The sequence below is a fragment of the Gemmatimonadota bacterium genome (assembly GCA_009838845.1).
Taxonomy (GTDB): domain Bacteria; phylum Latescibacterota; class UBA2968; order UBA2968; family UBA2968; genus VXRD01.
Genome location: VXRD01000140.1, coordinates 1 through 25125, shown reverse-complemented (window position 1 = coordinate 25125; position 25125 = coordinate 1). Strand labels below are relative to the sequence as shown.

Here is a 25125-nt window from a genome sequence, read left to right as displayed (position 1 = left end):
AACCCTCATACAGTAAATTCTGGGCGGCCGAGAGCATCGGTGGATTCTTTGCGCTGGTAGATGGGGATCTCGCCGCCAGCGTCTTCGAGAATGCGGCGTTTTGCTCGTTTGATTCTATCTACTGCTCTTTCGGCGATGTTCTGAGTGCAGTCCGGGTCTGATTCCAGGTCGAAGACGCGAGGCCCAGAAAAGTCCGCCTGAGAAAAAAACCAGGTGGTATTGTCTTTGTACCAGACGGAATTGCCGTATCGGCATGTTAGATAGTCTCGCTCGCTGAAGGTTCCCGGGGATTCAACGATGGGTAGCAGGCTCTGTCCGGCGATTTGTCCAATCGGTGAGACGTCGGAAATGTCGAGCACTGTTGCGGGTATATCGAGGGTATAGACAAAGGCGTCGGAGATGGTTCCGGCGGCTTTGTTTTGCGGGTGTCGCAAGATCATCGGGATGCACATGGTGCCCGGATACATGTAGTCTGCGGGTTTGCCGATTATGCCCTCGGCGTTGTCGGCAAAATTTGTGCCGTGGTCGCTGAGAAAAAGGACCATGGTATTGTCCCGCAAGCCCACTCTGTCAATTGTATCGACCAATCGTCCAAACCAGGTATCCACCATTGTGACGAGTCCGGCATAATTGGCGCGAATAGAAGCGAGTCGATCTTCGTAGTCGGGATTGGTGCTCAGGGGACCATAAGGCACATTGAGACATATGGGTACTCTGTCTTCGCGGCTACCATACAGGTCGTAGTAGTGGAGTGGTGCTTCCCATGTTTCATGAGGGGTAAAGCTATCGACATAGAGGTAAAAAGGCGTGTTTGAAGCGTTTTGCTCGAGGAACTCAATGGCAGCGCGAAACGTCCGCGCTGCGGGCCATGTTTCTTCGGGACGCTGGGGTTGCACATTGACCAGATGGGCGCGGATCAGATTCTGAGGCTGTCCTTCCCTGAGTTTATAGCATTCGATCAATGCCGGGTCTGCTGCGGCTATGGCGCGATAGCGGTCCTCTGCCTGGCCGCGAATGAATTGCCATTGGCGGAAGCCCCGCGTAAAATTCATTCCAGGAACAAAGTAATGGGGGACATCGGCAAAGAAACCGGTGTGATAACCAGCCTGCACGAGGGCTTCGGCGATTGTACCCTCATCACCCGACATGGGTTGCCATCCGGCGAGATAGACATTGTCCCAGGGAACGGGACTATAGTCTTTGAAGGGAAAGGCTCGGCGTCCGGTGTGAAGGGTTCGCCGCGTCGGGATGGTGGGCAGGCACTCGGGATGGGCATTGGTGAAGCGCACGCCCTCTTCGGCAAATTGGTCGAGGTTTGGCGTGTGGATCCAGTCGTTTCCATAAGCACCCAGGAATGATGTGCGAAATGTATCGGCTACGATGACGACGATGTTCATAGGGTCTGACATTGGGATCTCCTTTGGGAAGAGCAGTGTGTAAGTGTATTAAAACTATATTTATCCAAGAGTATTTTATAGCTATTCATTTCCCCAGGGGTATGATTCCACTCGTAGGGATCGATCCACATCTGACAGGGCGATTTTCGCACCCCCTTGCTTTGAGGAATGGTGGATGGCAAATCCGATCTCTGTGGCTCTGCGCACATGATTGATGTCACAGGCCGTGCGACCACCCGTTTTAATAGCTTGCACGAGATCGCGCACCATCGCAGGTCCCGTCGGCCACGGGTCTTTGTCTGTGGGAAGACTGAGGGACTGGTAAGTATCTTCTCGGCAGAGATGGGCGTGCGTTGCGTCAGAGAGGATGGATAGATGCCCTTTTTTTCCTGTGATTTGAAAACTGGGGCCTTTGCCGCCATCCATTGTAATGTAGGCGACAACGCCATTGTCCATACCAATTTGAGCACGTGCAGGCGGGTCGAGTTTGCGGCGTTCATCGTCCGAATCGCCGTGGTCAATCAGACCGCTGACCCATAAGGGTTCGGGATCGCCCAATAGACCTAGCAAGGCGTCGTACCAATGACAACCGTGATTGATGGTGTTGGGCAGGCCATAAGCGACGAGACTCGTGATGGTTCCGATCAGATCGCTCATGTCCCGGCGAAGGTGGCGATAGGGGAGAGACCAGCGCCGGTCAAGGCCAAAGCAGAGAGGGATGTCCGCACACGCAGATATAATGCGATCCATTTCCGTAAGGGTTGTAGCCAAAGGCTTGTCACAGAGAATACCCCGAACCCCTGCTGCGGCAGCGCCTTCGATCTGATCGGCGTGCATGGTCTGGCGCGTGGCAATGCAGAGTATATCTGGTTTGATTTCTTTGAGCATGTGTTCATAGTTACCAAAGGTTGGGATATCGCCCCAAACGTCCTGCCAGCAGGTGACAAATTCCGCTCGCGTTTCTGCGCCGTAATCGAATACACCGACGATCTCAGTTTCCGAAATGGCTCGAAAAGCCGCGGCAAAATTGTGATGGGTCAAATCGCGCAACAGCATGCGGTGGCAACCCGCAACAGCGACCCTCAGTGTGTTTTCTTTGGCCATCTCTATGGTCCTCCTGTAAACTATTTTGATTATTGAAACCCAAAGTAATATATCCAGCGACAAGAGTAAAGAACTGAAACGCAGTAAATGCCCAAACGAGATTCAGGACTTGCCCCACCCATGATTTTGTTTATTTTGTAAGCAATATATTCCAGAAGTAATCACCTCAATATTGGAGTTTAATATGGCAGTTAAACAGCTTGAACCAGGAGAAGCAAAAGCCGCGATGGATGAAGCGGAAAATTCGGTTTATCTCGATGTGCGCACGGAAATGGAATTTGCCCAGGGGCATCCCGAAGGCGCTATCAATATCCCCATTGCAGTTCCCGGCCCGGGGAGCATGGTGCCAAATCCCGATTTTCTGAATGTTGTGCAAAAAACACTACCCGATAAAGAACAGCCCATTTTTTGTGGCTGTCAGAGCGGAATGCGTTCCCAGATGGCCGCGGATTTGATGGCGCGGTTGGGGTATTCGAATCTCGCCAATGTTCAGGGTGGCTTTGGTGGAAAAGTCGAAAATGGCGTTCTCGTAGTGGTGGGATGGCGCGATTCCAATTTGCCTGTCGAAACCGATGTCAATAATTCCAATTCTTATGCGGGTATTAAGGCGCGGGCAGAGTCGTAGAGCAAAGGGGTGTAGCTCGTTTTTTTCATTTGATGGGGGATGGAATATAATTCCCTTTTTATATTGTGGCAGAGTGATTTACAAGTGATTAAAACAAAAGACACACAAGTCAGAGAAGCATTTGTTGACGTGGCAGATGTACAGGTCGGTAGCCGGGTGCTGGATCTCGGTTGGGAGGAAGACTGTCTCGAATGCTTGCGGGAAACAGGCGCTCGGGTGACTTTTGTGGGGGAGGATATTCGCGCCGTGCAAAAGGCAGAAGCACTTGGGATAAACGGGGTGCTCAGTGCAATGCCGGCACAGGTGATTTCCGACGCGCGTGTCGTATTTTACAAACCCGTCCAAAGGTCTGCCAAAGGTCAGGTATTTGAATGGATTGATCAGGGCTTTCAGGCGCTTGAAATGGGTGGCGCGCTTTATCTGGCGGGTCAGCGAAATCGAGGTATTAGAAGTTATGCCGCGTATTTGCAGGCGGTTTTTGGCAATAGCAGACGCGCAGGGCGCGTGGGCAGAGTGGAAGTTTACAGCGCGAAAAAGGAGCGCAGTAATCCTTGCCAGGCACCGATTGACAATCGAATGACATTTGAATTGCGCGATTTGCCAGGCAGTCCATATCGCGTTGAAACCCGTGCGGGCGTTTTTTCACGGGATGGACTCGATGACGGGACGAGATTGCTGATCGACTGCATGAAAGTTCGTCCTGCAGACCACGTGCTGGACTGGGGGTGTGGCTGGGGCGCACTCGGCATGGTTGCTGCGCGTCTATCTGTAAAGGGCAATGCAACGCTCATCGATTCGAATATTCGAGCTGTTTCCTGCGCGGAGGAAAATTTGAAACGCAACCAGATTTGCAATGCAGTGGCTCGTGTGGAAGATGCTCGCATTATTGACCGGCGCGAGAAATTCGATCTTATTATTTCAAATCCACCCTTTCACGATGGCAATACTGCGGCACATCCCCTTATAGAAGGTGCTTTTCGGGCATTGAGGCCTGGGGGGCGTTTGATGCTTGTTGTGATGCGTCCAGCAGCGTATTTGAAACACATTCGCAGGGTTTTTGGGCAGGGGGAGGTCGTGGCTCAAAAAGATGGGTATGTCGTTCTTAAGGGCTATATCGGGAACTAATGTATCACACAGGCGTTTATCGCAATGAAGTATAAGGTCTGATAGTTGGTCCTGGGCTTCCGCAAGCGTTCAGTCTGGTCCCCTCCCACCAGATTGGGCGTCTCGCGGAAGCCCGCTTTTTTGTGGTTGACACATCCATTTTCAGAGCGTTAATTCTCTCCCTGCAAAAGGCTTGACAGCCCGGAACTCCGGTTGTATTCTTAACTTCTCAGAAAAATTCAAAAGCATCCGCAGATGAATGGGTAATGAACGCAGATAAAATCTGTCGGTTTTAATAAAGAGGAGGAAAATTTTGAACGCATTTGATTATGAAGCACCTCAGTCTGTAGATGAGGCTATTTCTCTGCTCGGCGCGGGAAATGGCAATGTCGGCATTCTGGCGGGTGGCACGGACTTGATCGCGCAGTTGAAGGAGGGGCGCAAGATCGATTTGATGATCGATCTCAAGCAGATTCCCGAAGCAACGGCGTTGAGTTTTGATGAGGACAGCGGTTTGTCTATTGGCGCTGCAACATCGTGTTCCAAAATTTACGGTTACGATGTTGTCGCAAGCCGTTATCCCGCGCTTGTGGATTGTACTTCGCTCATCGGTTCCATTCAGATTCAAAATCGCGGATCTGTTGGGGGCAATTTCTGCAATGCCTCGCCCGCAGCGGACACCCCACCTGCTGTCATTGTCCTGGGCGGCACATGTCGTATTGCGGGACCAAATGGCACGCGAGAAGTTGCAGCAGAGGATTTTTTTACTGGTCCAGGGCAAAGTGTTCTTCAATCCGGCGAGTTTCTCATTTCTATTCAGGTGCCAACTCCGGCTGCCAATTCGGGGGCGTTTTTCCTGCGATTTATTCCGCGCAATGAAATGGATATCGCAGTCGCCAATGCTGCGGCCTCTGTGGTTTTGGACAGCGATAAAGCGACTATTCAAGAGGCGCGGGTGTCAATTGGAGCTGTTGCCCCCACTCCCTTGCTCGTTGCCGATGCGGGCGCAGCACTCGTGGGGAAAGCAGTAGATGACGAAGACGCTATAGAAGCGGCGTGTGCGGCATCGCGCGCAGCAGCCAGGCCTATTAGCGATATGCGGGGAACTATCGAACAGCGGATTCACCTGTCCGGCGTTTTGACGCGCCGCGCCATTCAGGGAGCCATTCAGAGAGCAAAGGAGTCTTAATCGCATGCCAGGAAAAGTTCACGTTACAACGACAATCAACGGAGAATCGGCCGAGTTTTTGTGCGAACCTCGGCAGACAATTCTCGAAGTTTTGCGGGATCAACTCGATCTTACGGGCACGAAAGAGGGTTGCAGCAATGGCAACTGCGGCGCGTGTAGCATACTGGTCAATGGAGAGGTTATCGATTCCTGCCTGATGATGGCTGTCGAAGCCGAAGGGCAGGTACTCACGACGATTGAAGGCGTTGCAAGTGCCGATGGCTTACACCCTCTTCAGCAGAAATTCCTCGAACACGCAGCTCTTCAGTGCGGCATTTGCACGCCGGGCTTTATTGTGGCTGCCAAGGCATTGCTCGATCAAGAGTCTGATCCTTCAGAAGAACGCATTCGGTTGTACTTAGCGGGGAATCTGTGCCGTTGCACGGGGTATGACAAAATCGTTCGCGCGGTGCAAGACGCCGCGTCTGAAATGGCCGAATAGGGAGGTGATCCCATAATGGCGACAAAAACAGAAGATTATCTGGGCATTACGGATTACAAAGTTATTGGCACCCGTCCGATACGGCACGATGGCGTCGATAAAGTCGTTGGTCGGGCAAAATACGGTGCAGATATCGATATGGCAGGCATGTTACATGGGGCAGTTGTGCGTAGCCCCCATGCGCATGCGCGGATCAAATCGATAAATACGAGCAAGGCAGAAGCGCTTGCAGGTGTAAAAGCCGTGATTACCGTTGAAGACCTGCCTTTGCAAGAAGACAAAATTGAAGACCTCGGTGAAGGTGCTGCCAATCTTCAGCATCTGCGCGCAAATGTGCTGGCCGACGGCAAGGTATTGTATCACGGCCATGCAGTCGCTGCGGTTGCGGCAACAGATATTCATACGGCACAGGAAGCAGTTGATTTGATCGATGTCGAATACGAGGTGTTGCAACCCGTTTTGACTGTCCACGAAGCCATGAAAGAGGACGCGCCTTTGCTTCTGGAAGACCAGACCACGCAGTCGCTGGGCGAAGATACGGGTCAAAAGAGCAATGTTTGTACCCATTTTCGCCACGAATTGGGCGACGTGGAGAAGGGATTTGCAGAGGCAGAACTCGTCATCGAGCGAGAATTTGATACTGCGACGGTTCACCAGGGGTATATCGAACCCCAAAATGCCACGGCCTTGTGGGGTGCTGATGATCAGATCATAGTGTGGTGCAGCACGCAGGGCGCATTTACCGTGCGCGAACAGACTGCACAGATATTGGATGTGCCGGTTTCACAAGTCAAAGTCGTGCCCATGGAAATTGGCGGTGGATTTGGGGGCAAAATTCGGATTTATCTCGAACCTCTGGCCGCGGTTCTGTCGAGAAAGACGGGACGCCCCGTCAAGATGGTCATGAGTCGCACGGAAGTTTTGCAGGCAACTGGCCCGACCGCTGGCTCTTTTATCAAGTGCAAAATGGGGGTTGATAAAGCGGGTAAGATTGTCGCCGCATATGCGTATATGGCGTATGAGTCGGGTGGTTTCCCCGGTAGTTGGGCAGCGCCAGGTGCCATGTGCATTTTCGCGCCCTACAATATTCCCAATGTGCTGATTGACGGTTACGAGGTGCTGGTCAATAAACCGCAGACTATGGCCTACAGGGCGCCCGGTGCGACCAATGCCGCTTTTGCTTCAGAAACGATTATCGACGAGATTTGCGAGCAATTGGATGTTGATCCACTTGAGTTTAGGCTTAAAAATTCTGCCAGAGAAGGCACGCGACGCGCAGATGGGCCGGTTTATCCGAGAATCGGTAACGAGGAGTGTGTCAAAACAGCCCTTTCTTCAGAGCACTACGCGACGCAAGTCAACGGCAAAAATCGCGGGCGCGGGATTGCTTCGGGTTTCTGGTTCAACGTGGGGTTGAAGTCGAGTGCCGCTGCCAGTGTAAATTCCGATGGTACGGTCAGTCTGGTCGAGGGTTCTACGGATATTGGCGGAACCCGAACGTCTATTGCGATGCAATTGGCCGAAGTGCTCGGCATTCGGGCCGAAGACGTCAAGCCACAGGTCGTTGATACGGATTCTATCGGCGATACAGATGTGACCGGGGGAAGTCGCACGACATTTGCTACAGGGTGGGCGGCTTATCAGTGCGCCCTGGATATCAAGGAGCAATTGATTGAGCGCGCGGCAAAATTGTGGGAGATCTCTACGGATGATGTGGTTTTTGACGATGGCACATTTTCTTCATCTGATTCTTCTAAGACCATATCGTTCAAAGAGTTGGCAGGAATGCTTGACGAAACCGGTGGTCCCGTTATGGGCAGGGCAACCGTAAATCCGTCCGGCGTGGGCGGGGCTTTTGCGGTAATGATTGTCGATATTGAGGTCGATACCGAAACGGGCAAAGTGGAGATTTTGCGCGTCTCTATGATTCAAGATGCTGGCAAAGCTGTTTACCCCGGTTATGTCGAGGGACAAATGCAAGGAGGCACAGCACAGGGCATTGGCTGGGCACTCAACGAAGAATACGCCTATAATGGAGATGGACTTTTGACCAATGCGAGTTTGCTCGATTATCGGATGCCCACATGTCTCGATTTGCCCATGATTGAAACCCATATCGTCGAAGTGCCAAATCCCGGCCACCCCTATGGTGTGCGGGGGGTGGGAGAAGTGCCAATTGTTCCACCTGCTGCGGCAGTTGCAAATGCGATTTACGATGCTGTGGGTGTGAGAATGACAACTTTGCCCATGTCACCGGGCGAAGTTCTCAAGGCATTGTGGGCAAAAAATGGGGGAAATGGGACAGGCTGATTTGTGAGGAATTGAATAGACATCCAATCCAAAGGAAAGGGGGTAACATGAATCGAGTGATTTCAATATTCGCTGCCTGGGGACTGGCAGCTTTGATGGTGCTGTGTATTCCTCAAATGTCCGATGCCCTGGGGTTGCATGTCAAAGCGGGGGTGAGTCTGACGCGCGAACCTCAGTTTGATACCTTTTACGGCATGGGTGGGCAGTTTGACTCTCACCGATGGATGATCGGGGGCAATCTCGATCTGGGATCTGTTATGTTGCCCAAATTGCATCTGCTTCCAGGCCTGGATATCGCGGCACAGGAGAATTTGCGCGTTTATGCCGTCAATCTGGATGTCGTTTACTTTTTTCATCAAACGCCAGTCGGACGAGCCTATTTCGGTGGTGGTTTTGGAACCCACTTCTTTCGCCCCCAAATAGCATCTGATGCTATAGAATCTGAGTCAGCGGTAGAAGAGTCGGTAGATGGCCCCCAAAACGATACCAAAATCAGCTTGAATTTGCCATTGGGGTATCAGCGCAAATTGAGTCCGATGCTGGCCTGGTTTGGCGAGATGAAACTCATCATTGCCGACGATGAAAAAGATAGTGCATTGCAATTCACAATTGGTTTTCGCTTTGGTAATGAATAGGAAGGTTTTATGGCGGGTAGTGAACGCAGAAAAGAGCTTCGCCGAAGGCGACAGAGGCGAAAAAAACGCCTTAAAGCGCGCCGTCGAGAAGGAAGAAGTGGGAAGTAAGAAGTGAAAAGTATTCTTATTATTTTTGCCATCACATCTCTAATTGAAGCCAGTGAATCCACAGGTAATCTCGTCGTTGAAGTGCATCAATCTCATATTGGAACGAATTTGTGGTATCGCGTTGGCATTGTAAACTCAACAGCGATTGATTGGGGAGAGAACCACAAATACGACAATGGGCGATTGCCCATGTGCGACCTTAACAGCGATACGATTGTAGAAGTTCACGAGGGTCAGGGCGATTTGACCCTGTGGTATCGCGTTGGATCGATTGAGAAAAAAACGCGGACGATTAACTGGGGAAGTAGCATTAGTTACAAAGATAGGGGCAGAAGCCCGGTTGTCGCCATGCAGGGCAATATTGTTGTTGAGATGCACCAGTCTCACGATGGAACAGAGTTGTGGTATCACGTTGGAATTTTGGATCGTTCAACCCGGGTTATCAACTGGGGTGCAAGCAAAAAATTTGATCGGGGGCAATTTCCGAGTATTGGATTTTCCAAAGGAGAATTGAATACTATCGTCGAAGTGCATCAATCCCATGAAGGAGCGAATTTGTGGTACCATGTTGGTATTGTAAACCCGACTACGCGAGCGATTGATTGGGGGGAAAGCCACAAATACGACAATGGACGATTGCCCATGTGTGACCTCAACGGCGATACGGTTGTGGAAGTTCATCAAGGGCATGATGACTTGCAATTGTGGTATCGCGTGGGAACGGTAAAAAAAAAAACGCGGACGATTGTGTGGGGTACAAGCGTGAATTACGGCAGGGGGAAAGTGCCCACCGTAGCGATTAAAAACAATACTGTCGTAGAGATGCACCAGTCTTACAATGAAGCCAATTTGTGGTATAATGTTGGCATTTTAGACAAAACAACCGGGACGATTAAATGGGGAAAGAGCCGCAAATTAGATACAGGTCGGGTCCCAAGTGTGGGATTTTGATTGATGGGAAGTAAAGGCCAGCGGACTCTTAAAAACGAATAGACAATAAGAATCCTTGCCATATATGCGATTTTTTGTACATTAGTAGAGAACAAGATCAGACCCGTAGTATCATTTTTCAGGAGGTTTTTCAATGGCTAATCCCAAAGTCATCGCCTATTTAAAGCCAGTTTGCGGTTGGAGCGGTGGTGTGCGCGCTGTTCTGGCAAAATATGGGCTGGAGTACGAAGACCGCGATATCATTAACAATCCCGACAACTATCGCGAGATGGTTATAAAGAGCGGGCAGCCCTTACAGCCCTGTGTGCAGATTGGGGATACGATGCTGGCCGATATCAGCGGTGATGAGTTAGAAGGTTGGTTAATCCAAAATGGGTACCAGCCCGGAGGCCCAGATCCCTCGGTTCCAACGGATCGTTCCTGTACGGATGAAGAGCATGAAGCAATGGCGCGTGCAGCACAGCAACCGACTATTGCCAACCCTCACTTTGGTCGATAAATACAAGGTGGTGGTTTTTACAGTGAGGCGATCCGCTAAGGGTCGCCTTTTTTTTTGAATAAGAGCCATTTGCAAACACTTTTATATTTACTATGCAGACGCGCGTCCTCGAAAAAGAGATTGCAGAATGCACCCTGTGCAAACGCCTAGTCGATTATTGCCGCACATTTGAGTTGGCGGAAAATCGCAAAATTGGCGATTGCGATTACTGGGCAAAACCCGTTCCGGGCTTTGGAGATATCAACGCACAATTGCTCATTATTGGTCTGGCTCCCGGCGCACACGGAGCCAATCGCACGGGCAGGCCATTTACAGGCGATGGCGCTGGGGATGTGCTGTACCGCGCGCTCTTTCGGCACGGTTTTGCCAACCGGGAAACAGCGGTTGACCTCCATGACGGCCTGCATCTGGACAATGTGTATATCACGAATGCCGTCAAATGTGTTCCGCCTCAGAATCGGCCCAGGTCCGAAGAGAAGCGCACGTGTCTCGACTGGCTGGCACAGGAGATGACGTTCTTGCATCGCGTAAAAATCGTTCTGGCGATGGGCAGGGATGCGTTTGACAGTTATATAAGGCTGGAGAGGTCAGCAGGGCGTGTGACGAGGCTAAACGCCTATCGTTTTCAGCACGGTGGTGTGTACCGGTTGGACGATAAAATCCTCGTAGCGACCTACCATTTTAGTCGCTACAATATGAATACAGGCGTCCTGACAGAAGATATGATCAATGTGTTGTTTCAGCGCGTACGTGCGTTGCTGTTTGAAGTGTGAAGGAGGAAGTGTGAAGCGTGAAAAAGCACCCGTCTTGGGGCTGGGTTGGGTGGAGTTACTCGCTACGCTCGTTGTAGGCTTCGCCTGTGCTAACTTCTCTCTTCTAACTTCTCACCTGGGTTCATTCAGCACAGCGATGTAGGGTAGGTTGCGGTAGGCCTGGTTGTAGTCAAGGCCATAACCCACCACAAATTGGTCCGGAATGGTGAAACCGCAGTGATGGATGGGGACGGGTACGATTCTGCGGTCTGGTTTGTCCAGGAGGGTGCAGATACCGAGGCTGCGCGGGTTTCTGTCTTTTAATAATGTGAGAAGTGCAGAGATCGTGCGCCCGGTATCGACAATATCTTCGACAACGAGCACATGACGGTCGTCAATTTCACGGCTGAGGTCTTTTGTGAATGTCACTGTGCCCGAGCTACTTGTACCGACATAACTCGAAATCGCAATGAGATCAATTTCAATGGGACAGCTTATCGCACGCGAAAGATCGACTAAAAAGTAGAGGGCACCCGTTAGAATGCCCACGAGAACGACACCGTCTGGGTACTGTGCGGAAATTTCGGCGCCGAGTTCGCGAACGCGGTTCTGAATCGTTTTTTGGTCGATTAATATAGAATCGGGATGAAGGACAAAATCCTGCACTGGAAAAATCTCCTTGTGATGGAAGATGGTATAACTTAAAGAATTTATTTTTTAAGTCAAACTCCATTGGGGCTAACTCATACCCATCAAGCAGTATTTGAAGGAATCCCTTGATTCAGATTTGTAAAAATGCTATATTTGCGTCGAAGCTTGCGCTTCACAAAAAAACGCCTTGAATCTGCATGAGGGTAGCCCCGCAGGAAGTTTTCCGCTGTTTTAACACCGGGACTTCGACAAACATTTCGGCGCCCGGCGGGTTAGGCGTTTTTTGTTTTCTTTTTTTTCACTTCTATCCTCAATATGCCCAATCAAATTCGCATACTCCCGGATGAGATCTCCAACCGCATCGCTGCTGGGGAAGTGGTCGAGCGGCCAGCATCTGTCGCAAAAGAACTGATTGAGAACTCAGTGGATGCGGGATCGGACCGCATTGTCGTTGAAATTGCTGCTGGCGGCAAAGAGAGCCTGCGGGTCAGTGATAATGGATGCGGGATGTCGCGCGATGACGCGCTTTTGGCACTTGAACGACACGCGACGAGTAAGATCCAGAGTCTGGACGATCTAAAAGGGTTGCTCACACATGGATTCAGGGGCGAGGCATTGCCTAGTATTGCCGCTGTTTCGCGCATGACTCTTGAAACTCGCCTGGTAGATGCGGTTGAAGGAACGCGAATCTCCGTGGTGGGCGGGCGCGTGCAGGATGTATCCGCGATTGGCCGCGGGCAGGGTACGGCTGTTACATTGCACGGCTTATTTTTCAATGTGCCCGCCAGGCGAAAATTTCTCAAAAGTGTCGATACGGAATTTCGACATATTGTGAACGCGGTGACGGCTATGGCCATGGCGTATCCCGAGATCGGATTCGACCTCAAGCACAATGGGCGCCAGGTGCTAAAACTGGGGAGATCGCGCTTTGATCGGCGGGCAGAGCAGATATTTGGCGTGCGATATGGCGCAGATGCCATCGGTGTTGAGAGCAAGGCGAGCGGCATAGAGGTTCGAGGCTTTGTGGGCAAGCCCGAGTCCGCGCGAAAATCCGGTGCCCAACAGGTTTTGATTGTCAATAACCGATGGGTGCAGCACAAAGCCATCGCTTTTGCAGTTTACGAAGGATATGGCGGGCTTTTGCCCAAGGGGCTTGCGCCATCGTATTGCCTCTGTCTGAACATTGATCCGGCGCGTGTGGATGTCAATGTCCACCCTTCAAAGCGCGAGGTTCGCTTTGCCGATGAGCGGACAATTTACGGCCTGATTACTCAAGCTGTTCAGCAATCGCTGCGCGGCGCAGATCTGATCCCAGAAATGGACGATGCTATTATGCCCGTAGCAGATACGCCTGTGAGCATCGCAGAATCTCCTGAGATCACCTATCAGCCCGGGCAGCCCAAAGTTGGCGGACAACCTCAGATGGCACTGCCGCTAACGATGAGAATGTCGTCGGGCAAGGCAAAGCGGGGAACCGGGATTAATACCGATGATCTCGATGAAGAGGATTTTGCCCGGGTTTCCGTATGGCAATTGCACAGCAAGTACATTTTGGCGCATATTAAAAATGGTTTGATTGCGATTGACCAGCAGGTTGCCCACCAGAGGATTTTGTACGAACGCGCCATTGACAATATGCATACCCGTCCCGCGACGAGTCAGCGGCTGCTGTTTCCACTTACGCTCGATTTTAGTGTCAAAGAAATTCTTATTGTGCGCGAGGCCATGCCCCTGTTGGAAAAAATGGGATTTGGCATTCGCGATTTTGGGGGGCATACGGTTGTTGTCGATGCCATTCCCATGGGGCTGAGAACGTGGCAAGACGGGCAACTTTTGAGAGATATAATTCGCGATATGGCCGAAGCCGAGCAAGCAATTTCTGTTTCGCCTTCCTTACAAACGCGGCAGATTGCACCCGAGGAACATCGGCTGGCATCGGTTTACGCATGGCACACGTCAATTCGCACAGGTGAGGATTTATCGACAGAAGAAATGCGCGCACTTATAGATCAGTTGTTCGCAACGCGGGAACCTTTCGTCAGCCCTTATGGTAGGCCAACACTTGTTAAGATCGGGCTGGATGAAATCGACAATCGGTTTAAGCGGTAGTCATGGCCTCATTTCCAGATATTCTGGTGATTGCCGGACCGACGGCATCGGGCAAAACGTCTGTGGGCATTGAACTCGCGCAGAGGATAGATGGCGAGATTATATCGGCAGATGCGCGGCAGATTTATCGTTTTATGGATATTGGGACGGCAAAGCCGACAACCGAAGAACGGGCCGCTACGCGCCATCACCTCATTGATTTTATCAATCCCGACGAAGACTATAGCGCGGGGCAATTTGCCGAAGATGCATCTGCGGTAATTGGAGATATTCTGCGTCGCGGCAAGATGCCCATTGTGGTAGGAGGAGCGGGGTTGTATATTCGCGCGTTGTTCGATGGCTTTTCACCTATGCCAAAAATTCCGATAGAGGTTCGCGCGCGATTGAAGGAAGAGGGAAGGGATTGTCTTCCCGCCTTGTACAAAAGGCTGTGCGAGGTCGATCCGGAATGGGCTGCGAAAATTCAGGCAACCGATACACAACGCATTCTGCGTGGTCTGGAAGTCTATGAAGCATCGGGTAAACCGCTTTCTGAATATCAGAAGGTATCGCCAATACCGCCAATCCGCCATAAGGCATCTTATTTGGGTTTGTACTGGGAGCGCGAAGTACTCTATGACCGGATCAATGCGCGTGCGTGTCTTATGTTCGAGAATGGCCTGATTAAAGAAGCAAAAAGTCTCCGTGATAGAGGTTACTATTCCGATCTAAACGCGCTCAATGCGTTTGGGTACCGGGAAATATTTCAATATCTCGATGGTGAGACGACGCTTGATCGCGCACTTGCCGATTTGCAACAGGGTACGCGACGCTATGCCAAACGACAGATGACTTTTTTTCGTAGGGATAAGCGCTTCAGATGGGTAGATGGTAGTGATGGTGATGTGGCAGATGTCATCTTGCAAAACCTTGAAACATGTTGACACCAAAGATGAACCCCTATAAATTTGCTATTCCTTGCGGAGCGGGAATAACTCAGTTGGTAGAGTGCAAGCTTCCCAAGCTTGATGTCGCGGGTTCGAGTCCCGTTTCCCGCTCCAAAAAAATAATGAAAATCACGGGCAATCTCAAAGCGGGTTGTCCGTTCTTTTTGTTTTATGTATTGAATAAACCCAATCGGTGCAATTTACTGCGTCCGAAGGAGTTTTGATGGATAATGAAATTCGCATCCACTATGCCAGCCACTTTCTCAAGCTGAGTTTGTGGTATGCGCGATTTCTAATGGAACGGGAAGGAATTGGGTTTGAAAATGCGGTTACTTCTCGGGTCAATGTGTATCGCAATACGGATTTTTTTGATGGCGAGCATCATCCGGCGCGGGGGTATGAAGACTCTGATTGGGATGCCTATCTGATGGGTTTGAAGGCCATTTTTGATCGTTGTGAGGGCGAGGCATGGGAGGAAGAAGGGCTTGCCTATTTGTGGCCCCGCGTGAAAAAGGGTTATAGCAGACCTTCGATAAAGGGACGTCCTTACGAATGCTGGACGTATGACGATGGCGACGATTATATCGCGATTCACATCGGCAATGTGTATCAGCCCAAATCGCCTCTGAGCGAAATGCGAGATGCATTTATGGGCACATTGCTGCAATTGTTAAAGGATGCGCAGCAGCGCCGCTCCGATGTGAAGATTGTGAGGTGTGGCAGTTGGCTCAATTCTGTGCCACCATTTCAAGATCTCTTTCCCAAAAGCTGGCGCGAGAGCGCGATAGTGAGCCCAAAAGCGGGATATACGATGGGGCATTGGGGGCAATTTATGGACCGCACAGGACGCTTTCATATAAAAAATGGGGCGCATTTGCGGGCAACAGGAGAGTTTCTCTATCCCTGCTCGACCTGTTATGCACCGATTGATGAGATTGTGGCGCATCTGGAGGCTATGGTGAGGGGCTGAACGAATCAGCGAATCAGCGAATCGAAGCCCGTAACGACTTTGGGTGGCGAGGTGGGATTCGTCTATTCGTCTATTCGTCTATTCGTCTATTCGTCTATCCAAAGTCTCGGGAACGAGAAAGAGGAAGATGCCCGCTGCGGAAAGACCAATGCCTGCAATAGCCAGAGCAGCGGGTGATAGGCCGAGGAGGTCGGCGACATAACCGACGCATACGGGTCCAGACATGCGCCCGCCATCTCCGATAAGGCGCCAGAGGCCCAAAAATTCGCTCAGGGCATCGCGGGGTGCAAGGTCGGCACCCAGGGTCATCATGGCTCCTGAACTGAGACCATTGCCAAATCCGAGCAGACTGGCGGGGAACAAGAGGGCGATAAATTCTCCTGTGATGAGGCCAATGAAGAAAAAGGGCAGATTCAGGTAGGCAGCAAAGGGTTCTGTGAGCGGGATAAGTGCCATGCCAATGGCCTGTAGCGCGAAGCTGGGTACATTGGCGAATTTGCGTCCAAAGCGATCCATGATGACCCCAGCGGGATAGAACATCATCATGTCTATAAAGCCCGAGATAGACATGATGAGACCGATTTGTTCATATCCCAGATTGAGGACTTCGGCGCCGTAAAGCGGTATGATGATGTAGCGACCACTGCGAATGGTTTGGGCAAAGAGCTGGCCTGTACCCGCGGTGATCAGATTTTTGCTGTTGGTACGAAAGATGTTGGCGAAGTGGCGCACAAGGCCGTGTTGCGGTGGCGATACGCGTTTGCGAGAGGCCTCGACGGCGATTGCCGCGACTACTGCGGATAGGAGTGAGATACCGCCATAAACGAGGAATGGATATCTTACAGAGGCGACAGAGGCAATATAGCCGCCAATGACAGGTCCTAAAAAGGTGCCGATGCGGCTGATGCCACCAAATACAGAGAGGGCGCGTCCCCTCTGATGGACGGCTGTGGCATCGGCCAAATAAGCATACCGCGAGATGTCCCAAAGTGCGCCGCCTATCCCGCCCACAAAGCGCAGCAGGAAGACCACAAAGATAGAGGGCGCAAAAAAGAGGCCTGCGCCGCAAAGTGCAACTGTGAGAACCCCTAATAGCATCGCGGATTTGCGACCAATGCGGTTGAGTACCATGGCAGCGGGCAGGTCGCCAACGAGGTGGCCGATACCTTCGGCAGCGAGCACGAGACCAACGAGACCGTAGGAAATGTCAAACGATTTGGCGTAGAGTGGCAATATGGGGACGAGCAAGCCACTGCCCAGTCTGAGTAGAAAAGTGGGGAAAAAGACAGGGAGGATAAGGGGGTTGCGGATAATGGCGTTCATTGAAATAAAAAACTAAAATAAAGAGCAAAAAGCAACCATTACACAATGGATTTTCCGATACGCGAAATATGCTATGCGAGCAGTATTTTTTGGATTGCGGGTAGCTTGCAGGGATTGACAGGGTTTGGGTTTAACCTGCTTTCTATACCGGCGATGGTTTTGTGGTTTCCCGCCCAGGTGGTTGTGCCCGGGGTTTTGATGTCCTATTTGCCTTTGGGCACCGGGCAATTTATTCAACTGCGGCGAGATGTGGATTGGAAGGTACTGGGGATGATTGTGGGTACTGCGATTGTGGGTATGCCTTTGGGCGCGTTTGTGTTACGCGATACAGATGCAGATGTGATGAAGCGCGCTATTGGTTTGGCGATGGTGGTATTGGCAGTTGTTTTGCAGTTGCGACCGGGTAATCCTTTCCGACATGATACATTGACCTGTGGAGGGGTGGGTATGTTCAGCGGTTTTTTGTCCTCCAGTATCGGTGTTTCTGGACCGCCTATCGTTCTGTTTGGGCTGAAACAGCGCTGGCCGCAGGCGATGATGCGCGCAACGCTTCTGACCTGTTTTTTGTGTACTTCTACGTTGAGTCTCTGTGTGTTGTGGGCCGTAGGGGTGTTGACGCTTGAGAGTTTGCAATTCGTCCTCTGGGGTGCGCCGGGTTTGATTTTGGGATTTTTGACCGCGACCTATCTCCGCGCACGGGTTCACCAGGTGGCGGTGTTTCGCTGGATTTCGATTGGAATGGTAATGGCCGGCGGATTGGCCGCGGCGCTTTTTTGATGATGGGCAAGTGCGTGCCTGTCAGTTGATTAAACTCAACGGCCTGTTGATTGGTCAGGCACGCTATTTATTTTATCTTTGTCCTCGACTTTTTCCTGTTCAACCGAATAAGAGAAAAGATATATGCGTGATACAGATACAACCATTCGCAACTTGATGTCAGAGCGCATTTTGCTGCTCGATGGGGCGATGGCTACGATGATTCAGGCTTATGATCTGGACGAGCGGGCGTTTCGAGGCGAGGACTTTGGCGATCACCCCGTTGATGTGAAGGGGTGTAGCGATCTTTTGTGTCTGACGCAGCCGCATTTGATCGCGGATATTCACCGGCGTTTTTTGGATGCCGGAGCGGATATTATCGAGACGAATACGTTTAATGCCACGCCGATTTCGATGGCGGAGTATCGGCTTCAGGACCGGGTTTACGATCTCAATGTGGCGGCCGCACAGGTTGCGCGAAAAGTAGCGGACGAGGTGACAGTGCAAAATCCGAATAAGCCGCGTTTTGTTGCGGGTGCTCTGGGACCAACGAGTTGTACGCTTTCGCTGTCGCCCAATGTGAATGATCCGGCTTTTCGCACGCATACATTTGAAGATGTGGTCAATGGGTATTACGCGCAGATTGAGGGTTTGATGGCTGGCGGTGTGGATATAATCCTGGTGGAGACGGTGTTTGATACGCTCACAGCGAAAGCCGCGCTATTTGCCGTGTCGCGTTATATTCTGGATCACGGGGTGAAAGTGCCCGTGATGATTTCTGGCACGGTGGCCGATCAAAGCGGGCGCACGCTGTCCGGACAGACAATAGAGGCATTCTGGTTGTCGGTGGCACACGCACAGCCCTTGAGTGTGGGGATTAACTGCGCCCTCGGTGCGCGGGAAATGCGGCCTTATGTGGAGGCTTTATCTCATTTCGCACCGGCATTTATGAGTTGTTATCCCAATGCGGGCTTGCCCAATGAGTTTGGGGAATACGACGATTCTCCGGGCCACATGGCGGGTATTTTGGGCGATTTTGCCGCACAGGGTTGGCTCAATATTGTGGGCGGATGTTGTGGTACCACGCCCGAATATATTGCTGCGATTGCCGAGGCTGTATCCGATAAGGCGCCGAGAAAAATTCCCGAGCGGCCTTCTGTGTCGCGGTTTAGCGGTTTGGAGCCGATGATCATTTATCCCGATTCCAATTTTATTATGATTGGCGAGCGCACCAATGTGACGGGGTCGCGGCGGTTTGCGCGGTTGATCAAAACGGGTGATTATGCAGCAGCACTGGCAGTTGCGCGGGAGCAGGTGGCTGGTGGCGCGAATATGATCGATGTCAATATGGATGAGGGGTTGCTTGATTCAAAAGATGCTATGGCGACGTTTTTAAAGCTGATCGCGGGCGAACCCGATATTGCGCGCGTGCCAATTGTGATTGACAGTTCCGATTTTGAAGTGATTGAGGCGGGGTTGAAATGCGTGCAGGGCAAGGCGATTGTCAATTCCATCAGTTTGAAAGAGGGCGAGGCGGTTTTTAAGTCACAGGCGGAGACTGTGTTGCGCTACGGTGCTGCGGTTGTGGTGATGGCGTTTGATGAGAAGGGGCAGGCGACATCGATTGAAGATAAGGTGCGGATTTGCCAGCGCGCATATCACATTTTGACCGAAGATGTGGGGATGGATGCGTCGGATATTATTTTTGATCCGAATATTTTGACTGTTGCAACGGGTATTGAAGAACACAACGATTATGCAGTCAATTTTATCGAGGCTGTAAGACAGATCAAAGACCTGTGCCCGGGTGCGAAAACGAGCGGTGGTGTGAGCAATATTTCGTTCTCATTCCGGGGCAATGATTACGTGCGAGAGGCGATTCACGCGGCTTTTTTGTATCACGCCATTCAAGCTGGTCTGGATATGGGCATTGTCAATGCCGGGCAGTTGATGGTGTATGAAGAAATCCCCGAGAAGTTGCGCGTGCTGATTGAAGATGTGTTGTTCAACCGGCGAAAAGATGCGACGGAAAGGCTGGTGGATTTCGCCGAGTCTGTGCGCTCAGAGGGCAAGAGCCGTCAAAAAGACGATGCATGGCGACAGGGCTCGGTTGAAGATCGCTTGAAGCACGCGCTTTTGCACGGGCAGTCAGAGCATTTGGAAGAGGATTTAGAGGAGGCACTTGGCAGGTACAAACCGCTGGAGATGATCGAAGGTCCATTGATGGACGGGATGAATGTGGTGGGCGATTTGTTTGGCGCAGGCAAAATGTTTTTGCCCCAGGTGGTCAAAACAGCGCGCGTGATGAAGCAGGCGGTGGCGTATCTCGAGCCTTTGATGGAAGATGAGAAAGCGGGCGGCGGGGCGCGAGGTAAGGTTCTGATGGCGACGGTGAAAGGGGATGTTCACGATATTGGCAAGAATATTGTGGGCGTGGTTTTGGGGTGCAATAATTATGAGGTGATCGATCTGGGTGTGATGGTGCCCGCGGATCGCATTTTGAGAGTTGCACTGGAAGAAGAGGTCGATATCATCGGGCTGAGCGGTTTGATCACACCGTCGCTCAATGAGATGGTCCATGTCGCGCGCGAGATGCAGCGCGAGGAATTTGACGTGCCCCTTTTAATTGGGGGAGCGACCACGAGCCGCAAGCATACAGCGGTGAAAATTGCGCCGGTTTACGATTATGCAACCGTACATGTTGTGGATGCATCGCGCGCAACGGGTGTGGTGGGTACGTTGTTGAACGCAGAGCAACGGGACGAGTATGTGCGGGCAAATCGCGAGTCACAGCAGCGGGCATTGGCCGAGTTTGACATTTCTCGAAGGCCGCTTATTTCGTATTCGGATGCACTATCGCGTCGCCAGATGTTTGACTGGGCACAGGTTGATCTCCCCAAACCCAAGTTTACAGGTGTGCAGGATTTGTGCGATTTTCCGATTTCTCAATTGGTCAATTTTATCGATTGGGGACCGTTCTTCCACGCATGGGAGTTGCGAGGCAGTTATCCGAAGATATTGAATGATCCGAACAAGGGCGCAGAGGCGCGCAAATTATTCGATGACGCACAGGCGATGCTCAAGGCGATTGTCGATGAGGGATGGATCCAGGCACAGGCTGTGTACGGATTTTTTCCGGCAAATGCCGATGGCGACGATATTGTCGTGTTTGAAGATGAGCGCAGAGATACCGAGCGGGCGCGGTTGCACATGTTGCGCCAGCAGCAGAAAAAGCGCACGGGAGGACCGTATTTTTCACTGACGGATTTTGTCGCACCAGCCGGATATACAGATTATATCGGGGCGTTTGCCGTGACTGCGGGATTGGGCGTTGACGCAAAAGCAGCGGCGTTTAAGCACGCATTGGACGATTACAATGCTATTTTGCTCCAGGCTATAGCGGATCGCCTGGCTGAAGCATTTGCCGAGTTTTTGCACGCAAAGACGCGGAGAGATTGGGGTTACGGTCTGGACGAGGCGTTGAGCAATGAGGATTTAATCCGGGAGAGGTATCGCGGTATTCGTCCCGCGCCCGGTTATCCCGCTTGCCCGGATCACACGGAGAAGCAGACGTTGTTTGATTTGCTCGGGGTTGAGCGAGAGACGGATATTCGGTTGACTGAGAATTTTGCCATGACCCCTGCGGCTTCGGTCAGTGGGTGGTATCTCGCACATCCCGATGCGCGCTATTTTGCTGTGGGCAAGATCAACGCGGATCAAGTGGCCGACTACGCACGCCGCAAGGAAATGCAGATGGCGGAGATGGAGCGCTGGCTGGCACCGAATTTGGGGTATAAGTAGTATCCGCAGATGTACGCAGATGAAAGACGAGAATATGAACAAGGCTTATGTTGAGTGGCGCGATGAAGGCTATTGGATTGTAAATACTCGGGTCTCTCTGGATACCATCGTTTATGCTTTTCTGGATGGACAATCTCCCGAGAGCATTGCCCAATCGCTTCCCGCACTGACACTTGAACAGATCTATGGAGCTATTGCGTTCTATCTTGCTCACCAGCCAGAAGTTGAGACATATCTTGAGAAAGCGAAAACAGATTTTGAGACAAAGCGAAAAGCGGCTCGGAAATCAGACCCTGTATTTTACCAGAAATTAGCGGATGCACGGTGTCGCGTTGAGACGATTCCGATAATTTGGAGCCACATTGAGTCTCGTCTCAATTCGTCGCTTCCAAAATGGGAAGAGCACATTGAAAACTTCGACCAAGTAGCAGCTATTGAGGAGAGAATCGCTGGAAAGACCTGGAATGACGACGAAGTTTTCGAGGGGTTATTGATGGCTGTGCTGTCCAGTGGTATTGATTGGTCCAAGATCGAAAAGATTCGCCATGAACTTAAGGATGTATTCTGTGGTTTCAGTCTTGAGGAATACGCTGCGTTGCCGGATACCAAGATAGCCAGTTATGTCGTACCCTGGTTTAAAGAACGGAAAGCTGGTTCTCCGTGGCTAAAAAGAAACCTCATCAACCTTACCCATACTGCTCGGAAACTTGCAGAATATAGCAAGACCTATGGGGCAGCGGAGAGATATTTTACCTCACTTATGTACCAGTGTGATGATGACCCGAAGCAGGTCGCCTTGTGTATTGGCCTATCGAATAAGTATAAACTTCCGTCATTCGGGGTTCCTGTGGCTGCGGAGGCATTGAAAAATCTGGGATTTGATGTGGCGAAACCCGATAGACATATTCTACGAGCGATGGGGTCTTTTGGGCTTGTGCATTTCAATCGTTGGCCAGACCGAAGCAAAAACAAACCGCCTACTACCCCTACCAGGTCGGAACTGTACGAAACTATGGCCTCTGTAGAGAAAATTGCGGTGAACGCAGGCAAATACGTCGGATTTGTAGATAACGCAATCTGGTTGTTGTGTGCGATGAGTGGGCTGGATCTTACCAATAAAGAACTCACTGTAATTGCCTACAAGGCCCATAGTAAGGGTTGTGCTAATTAATCATATCAAATCAGGAGAACCAATTCATCATGATGGACCGTAGTAACGAAATACTATTTGAGGTCACAGATAATGCTCTCTTGGTGGCAAATGGTGGACGCCCCTTTTCCCGCAAAGGCGTGATCAGCGTCTGCGCCTCCCATCTCAGCGACAAACAATTGGATAGAGTCACAGATCACTTCGACGCGTGTGACAAACAGCTTATTCGGGCTATTCGTTGCAACGAATTGGATCACTACAAGGATCCAAATCGGGTAACTTCTGACTCCAACATTGAGCATGAAACCGTCCATGATTATGGAGGCCGATTCGTCTGGGAGCTTTTGCAGAATGCAGACGACGCGATGGGGGAGGGTAGGTTGAGCGACGTACTCATCGGATCGAAGGGATTGGGCTTCAAGGCTGTGCTTGAGATTACCGATGAACCGGAGATTCATTCAGGCCCCTTTCATTTTTTATTTTCGTCAACAAAAACTCGAAAGCTTTTAAAAAAGAAAAAACTATACAATAATCCGCCTACCTTGACTTTCCGCATTCCCCATGAATGCGAACCAAACAAACGAATCAAAGAGCTTTTATCTTCGGGCTATACAACTGTCGTTCGTCTTCCGTTTCGTGACAAAGCAACGGCTGGGGTCATCATTGACCGACTGTGTGGTCTCGACCCCCTATTCCTGCTTCTCGCCCAAGAATTATCTTGTGTCCGTATTTGTACTGAAGATAGGGAAACAGTTCATGAGATTACGCAGGGGGAACTTGGATTGTCGATCAGTGATGTCATACTCTCTACCCGCGGTCCGACCAGATCTACTTCGACTTCGTGGCGCCGATGGATTCGTAGCAACTCGGCACCGAGCGACCAAGACAAACAACTAACGGTCGCCGTTTGTTTCCCTCTTACGGAACAAGGAGACGCCGTTCCTCACGGCGCAGACGTCCCTTTCCATGTTTTTTATCCTACTGAGGAAGCTAGCGGAGTGCTTGCTCTGATCCATGCTTCATTCGATCTTGAGCATAACCGAAAGCACGTTAGGAAAGGCCAACACGACGACGCTATCCGTCGGGAGTTTTGTAAGTTATTTCAAGATGTGCTCAAGCATGTTCCTGCACGGACGGCCTTGGAATCGTTTGGAGAAATCGTCTACGAAGATGGTAATTCACCCTTGCGACATCTCCAGAAAGACATTTGGGATACGCTATGCCAGACACCATTCGTTCCGGTCATCGGTGGCGATCGGGTCAGACCTGGGGAAGTGCAGCTTTGGAACGACAGGCTTGGTCACGTTCTACGGGACGATACTAACGAAGTGCGGAAGGCATGCCTACTTGTGCCTGAACTTCAAGACTTGGCAGATATCCTCAAGCGTTTTGGTGCCAAGTATATCAAAAAAGAGGATTATATCCGGCTACTCAGCTATTGTCGCAATGAGTCGCCCAAAGAGTGTTTTGAGAGTTGGGGGGTTTTGGTTAAAGGTGGACTGAAGCGTATCCCTTCGGGATATTCGCGAAACCATGAGGACCGTGAATATCTGCTTGAAGGCTTGCGAGCCGTACCTTGCTGGTGGACTGGGAAAGAAGTTGCACGAACACTCAACGGCAACCTCCCAATGATACTTGTCCGTCCCGAGGATTGGCCCGACTGGCTGCCAGCCGACTCATTACATCCACGAATGCGAAAAGTCATAGAACGATATGAGACAAAGGCAAAGAAAGGAGACAATGGTGAGACCCTCGAAATCTGGAGAGATCTGATATCAGGATGGATTTTGCAGCAACGAGGGGAATACCTCTATGATGTTTTGCTGCCGTTTGTCTCCAAATGGTACAGCGGGGAATGGAAGACCAACGGATGGCGAGCATTGCTTCAGGTTCTATCTTGGTCACCAAGCCGCAAATTCGCGGAGGTGCCACCGTTGCTCGAAAACCCGAATGGCACTCAAAGGGAAAAACAACGGGCTAAGATGGCCAAGGCGTTGTGTCTGCCAACTGACAAAGGATGGCTACCCGCCGCCGACTGCTACGCAGGAGAAGATTGGGGAGGGCCACCAGTGTTTGACCGGTTCTTTGCCAGCGTGAGGGATCGGGGGCTCGTGCTTCCTTTCCACCGATGGCCCAACCAAATCAGGAAAGGAACCAAGAAGGACCAGTGGAAGGCTTTGCTGCGCTGGGTCGGCGTATCCTGGGAGCCGAAAGTCCGATACATTGGTGTGGACTTGACCCGTTTTGGTGGGTACCTTATCAGTAATCAGAAAGGAGCCCCACT

20 protein-coding genes and 1 tRNA gene are annotated in these 25125 nt (G+C 51.1%); 17 read left to right on the top strand and 4 right to left on the bottom strand.

Annotation, left to right across the window (positions count from 1 at the left end; translation table 11 throughout):
- Positions 1-5: 5 nt before the first annotated feature.
- Both F4Y39_19740 and F4Y39_19735 read right to left on the bottom strand, forming a co-directional pair.
- Positions 6-1409 (bottom strand): sulfatase, encoded by a 1404-nt coding sequence (locus tag F4Y39_19740; protein MYC15963.1) that lies wholly within the window; start codon positions 1407-1409, stop codon positions 6-8.
- A gap of 69 nt (positions 1410-1478) precedes the next feature.
- Complete coding sequence (locus tag F4Y39_19735; GenBank protein MYC15962.1) at positions 1479-2501, bottom strand: Gfo/Idh/MocA family oxidoreductase; 1023 nt, start codon at positions 2499-2501, stop codon at positions 1479-1481.
- Positions 2502-2685: 184 nt separating this feature from the next.
- Here F4Y39_19735 and F4Y39_19730 point away from each other — a divergent pair, with 184 nt between their 5' ends.
- From F4Y39_19730 to F4Y39_19690, 9 genes are all read left to right on the top strand, one after another.
- Complete coding sequence (locus tag F4Y39_19730; protein ID MYC15961.1) at positions 2686-3126, top strand: rhodanese-like domain-containing protein; 441 nt, start codon at positions 2686-2688, stop codon at positions 3124-3126.
- A 39-nt stretch (positions 3127-3165) separates the two neighbouring features.
- Positions 3166-4251: a class I SAM-dependent methyltransferase gene (locus F4Y39_19725; protein MYC15960.1), complete on the top strand. Its 1086-nt coding sequence runs from the start codon at positions 3166-3168 to the stop codon at positions 4249-4251.
- 292 nt (positions 4252-4543) lie between these two features.
- Positions 4544-5419, top strand: a complete 876-nt coding sequence (locus F4Y39_19720; GenBank protein ID MYC15959.1) for a xanthine dehydrogenase family protein subunit M — start codon at positions 4544-4546, stop codon at positions 5417-5419.
- A gap of 4 nt (positions 5420-5423) precedes the next feature.
- Positions 5424-5900, top strand: a complete 477-nt coding sequence (locus F4Y39_19715) for a (2Fe-2S)-binding protein (protein ID MYC15958.1) — start codon at positions 5424-5426, stop codon at positions 5898-5900.
- A gap of 15 nt (positions 5901-5915) precedes the next feature.
- Complete coding sequence (locus F4Y39_19710; GenBank protein MYC15957.1) at positions 5916-8210, top strand: xanthine dehydrogenase family protein molybdopterin-binding subunit; 2295 nt, start codon at positions 5916-5918, stop codon at positions 8208-8210.
- 47 nt (positions 8211-8257) lie between these two features.
- A complete protein-coding gene (locus F4Y39_19705) occupies positions 8258-8845 on the top strand; it encodes a hypothetical protein (protein ID MYC15956.1) in 588 nt (195 codons plus the stop codon).
- Positions 8846-8956: 111 nt separating this feature from the next.
- A complete protein-coding gene (locus F4Y39_19700; GenBank protein ID MYC15955.1) occupies positions 8957-9904 on the top strand; it encodes a hypothetical protein in 948 nt (315 codons plus the stop codon).
- A gap of 133 nt (positions 9905-10037) precedes the next feature.
- Complete coding sequence (locus F4Y39_19695) at positions 10038-10403, top strand: glutaredoxin (protein MYC15954.1); 366 nt, start codon at positions 10038-10040, stop codon at positions 10401-10403.
- A gap of 92 nt (positions 10404-10495) precedes the next feature.
- A complete protein-coding gene (locus F4Y39_19690) occupies positions 10496-11176 on the top strand; it encodes a uracil-DNA glycosylase (GenBank protein MYC15953.1) in 681 nt (226 codons plus the stop codon).
- A gap of 111 nt (positions 11177-11287) precedes the next feature.
- On the opposite strand, the gene hpt is transcribed toward F4Y39_19690, so the two are convergent.
- Entirely contained in the window at positions 11288-11821 is a 534-nt protein-coding gene (gene hpt / locus F4Y39_19685; protein MYC15952.1) for a hypoxanthine phosphoribosyltransferase, read from the bottom strand.
- A 300-nt stretch (positions 11822-12121) separates the two neighbouring features.
- On the opposite strand from hpt, the gene mutL reads away from it, so the two are divergent.
- The 4 genes from mutL (at position 12122) to F4Y39_19665 (ending at position 15811) form a co-directional block, all read left to right on the top strand.
- Complete coding sequence (gene mutL / locus F4Y39_19680) at positions 12122-13915, top strand: DNA mismatch repair endonuclease MutL (GenBank protein MYC15951.1); 1794 nt, start codon at positions 12122-12124, stop codon at positions 13913-13915.
- Between the two features lie 2 nt (positions 13916-13917).
- Complete coding sequence (gene miaA / locus F4Y39_19675) at positions 13918-14838, top strand: tRNA (adenosine(37)-N6)-dimethylallyltransferase MiaA (protein MYC15950.1); 921 nt, start codon at positions 13918-13920, stop codon at positions 14836-14838.
- Positions 14839-14879: 41 nt separating this feature from the next.
- A tRNA-Gly gene (locus tag F4Y39_19670) sits at positions 14880-14955 on the top strand.
- 109 nt (positions 14956-15064) lie between these two features.
- Positions 15065-15811, top strand: coding sequence for a hypothetical protein (locus F4Y39_19665; GenBank protein MYC15949.1), 747 nt, complete (start codon positions 15065-15067; stop codon positions 15809-15811).
- A gap of 78 nt (positions 15812-15889) precedes the next feature.
- Here F4Y39_19665 and F4Y39_19660 read toward each other — a convergent pair whose 3' ends face one another.
- A complete protein-coding gene (locus tag F4Y39_19660; GenBank protein ID MYC15948.1) occupies positions 15890-17134 on the bottom strand; it encodes an MFS transporter in 1245 nt (414 codons plus the stop codon).
- Positions 17135-17179: 45 nt separating this feature from the next.
- Here F4Y39_19660 and F4Y39_19655 point away from each other — a divergent pair, with 45 nt between their 5' ends.
- The 4 genes from F4Y39_19655 to F4Y39_19640 all read left to right on the top strand — a co-directional run.
- Entirely contained in the window at positions 17180-17911 is a 732-nt protein-coding gene (locus F4Y39_19655; GenBank protein MYC15947.1) for a sulfite exporter TauE/SafE family protein, read from the top strand.
- A gap of 123 nt (positions 17912-18034) precedes the next feature.
- Positions 18035-21691, top strand: coding sequence for a methionine synthase (gene metH, locus F4Y39_19650; protein ID MYC15946.1), 3657 nt, complete (start codon positions 18035-18037; stop codon positions 21689-21691).
- A gap of 34 nt (positions 21692-21725) precedes the next feature.
- Entirely contained in the window at positions 21726-22862 is a 1137-nt protein-coding gene (locus F4Y39_19645) for a DUF433 domain-containing protein (GenBank protein MYC15945.1), read from the top strand.
- A 29-nt stretch (positions 22863-22891) separates the two neighbouring features.
- The coding region (locus tag F4Y39_19640; protein ID MYC15944.1) for a hypothetical protein at positions 22892-25125 on the top strand (2234 nt) is incomplete at its 3' end.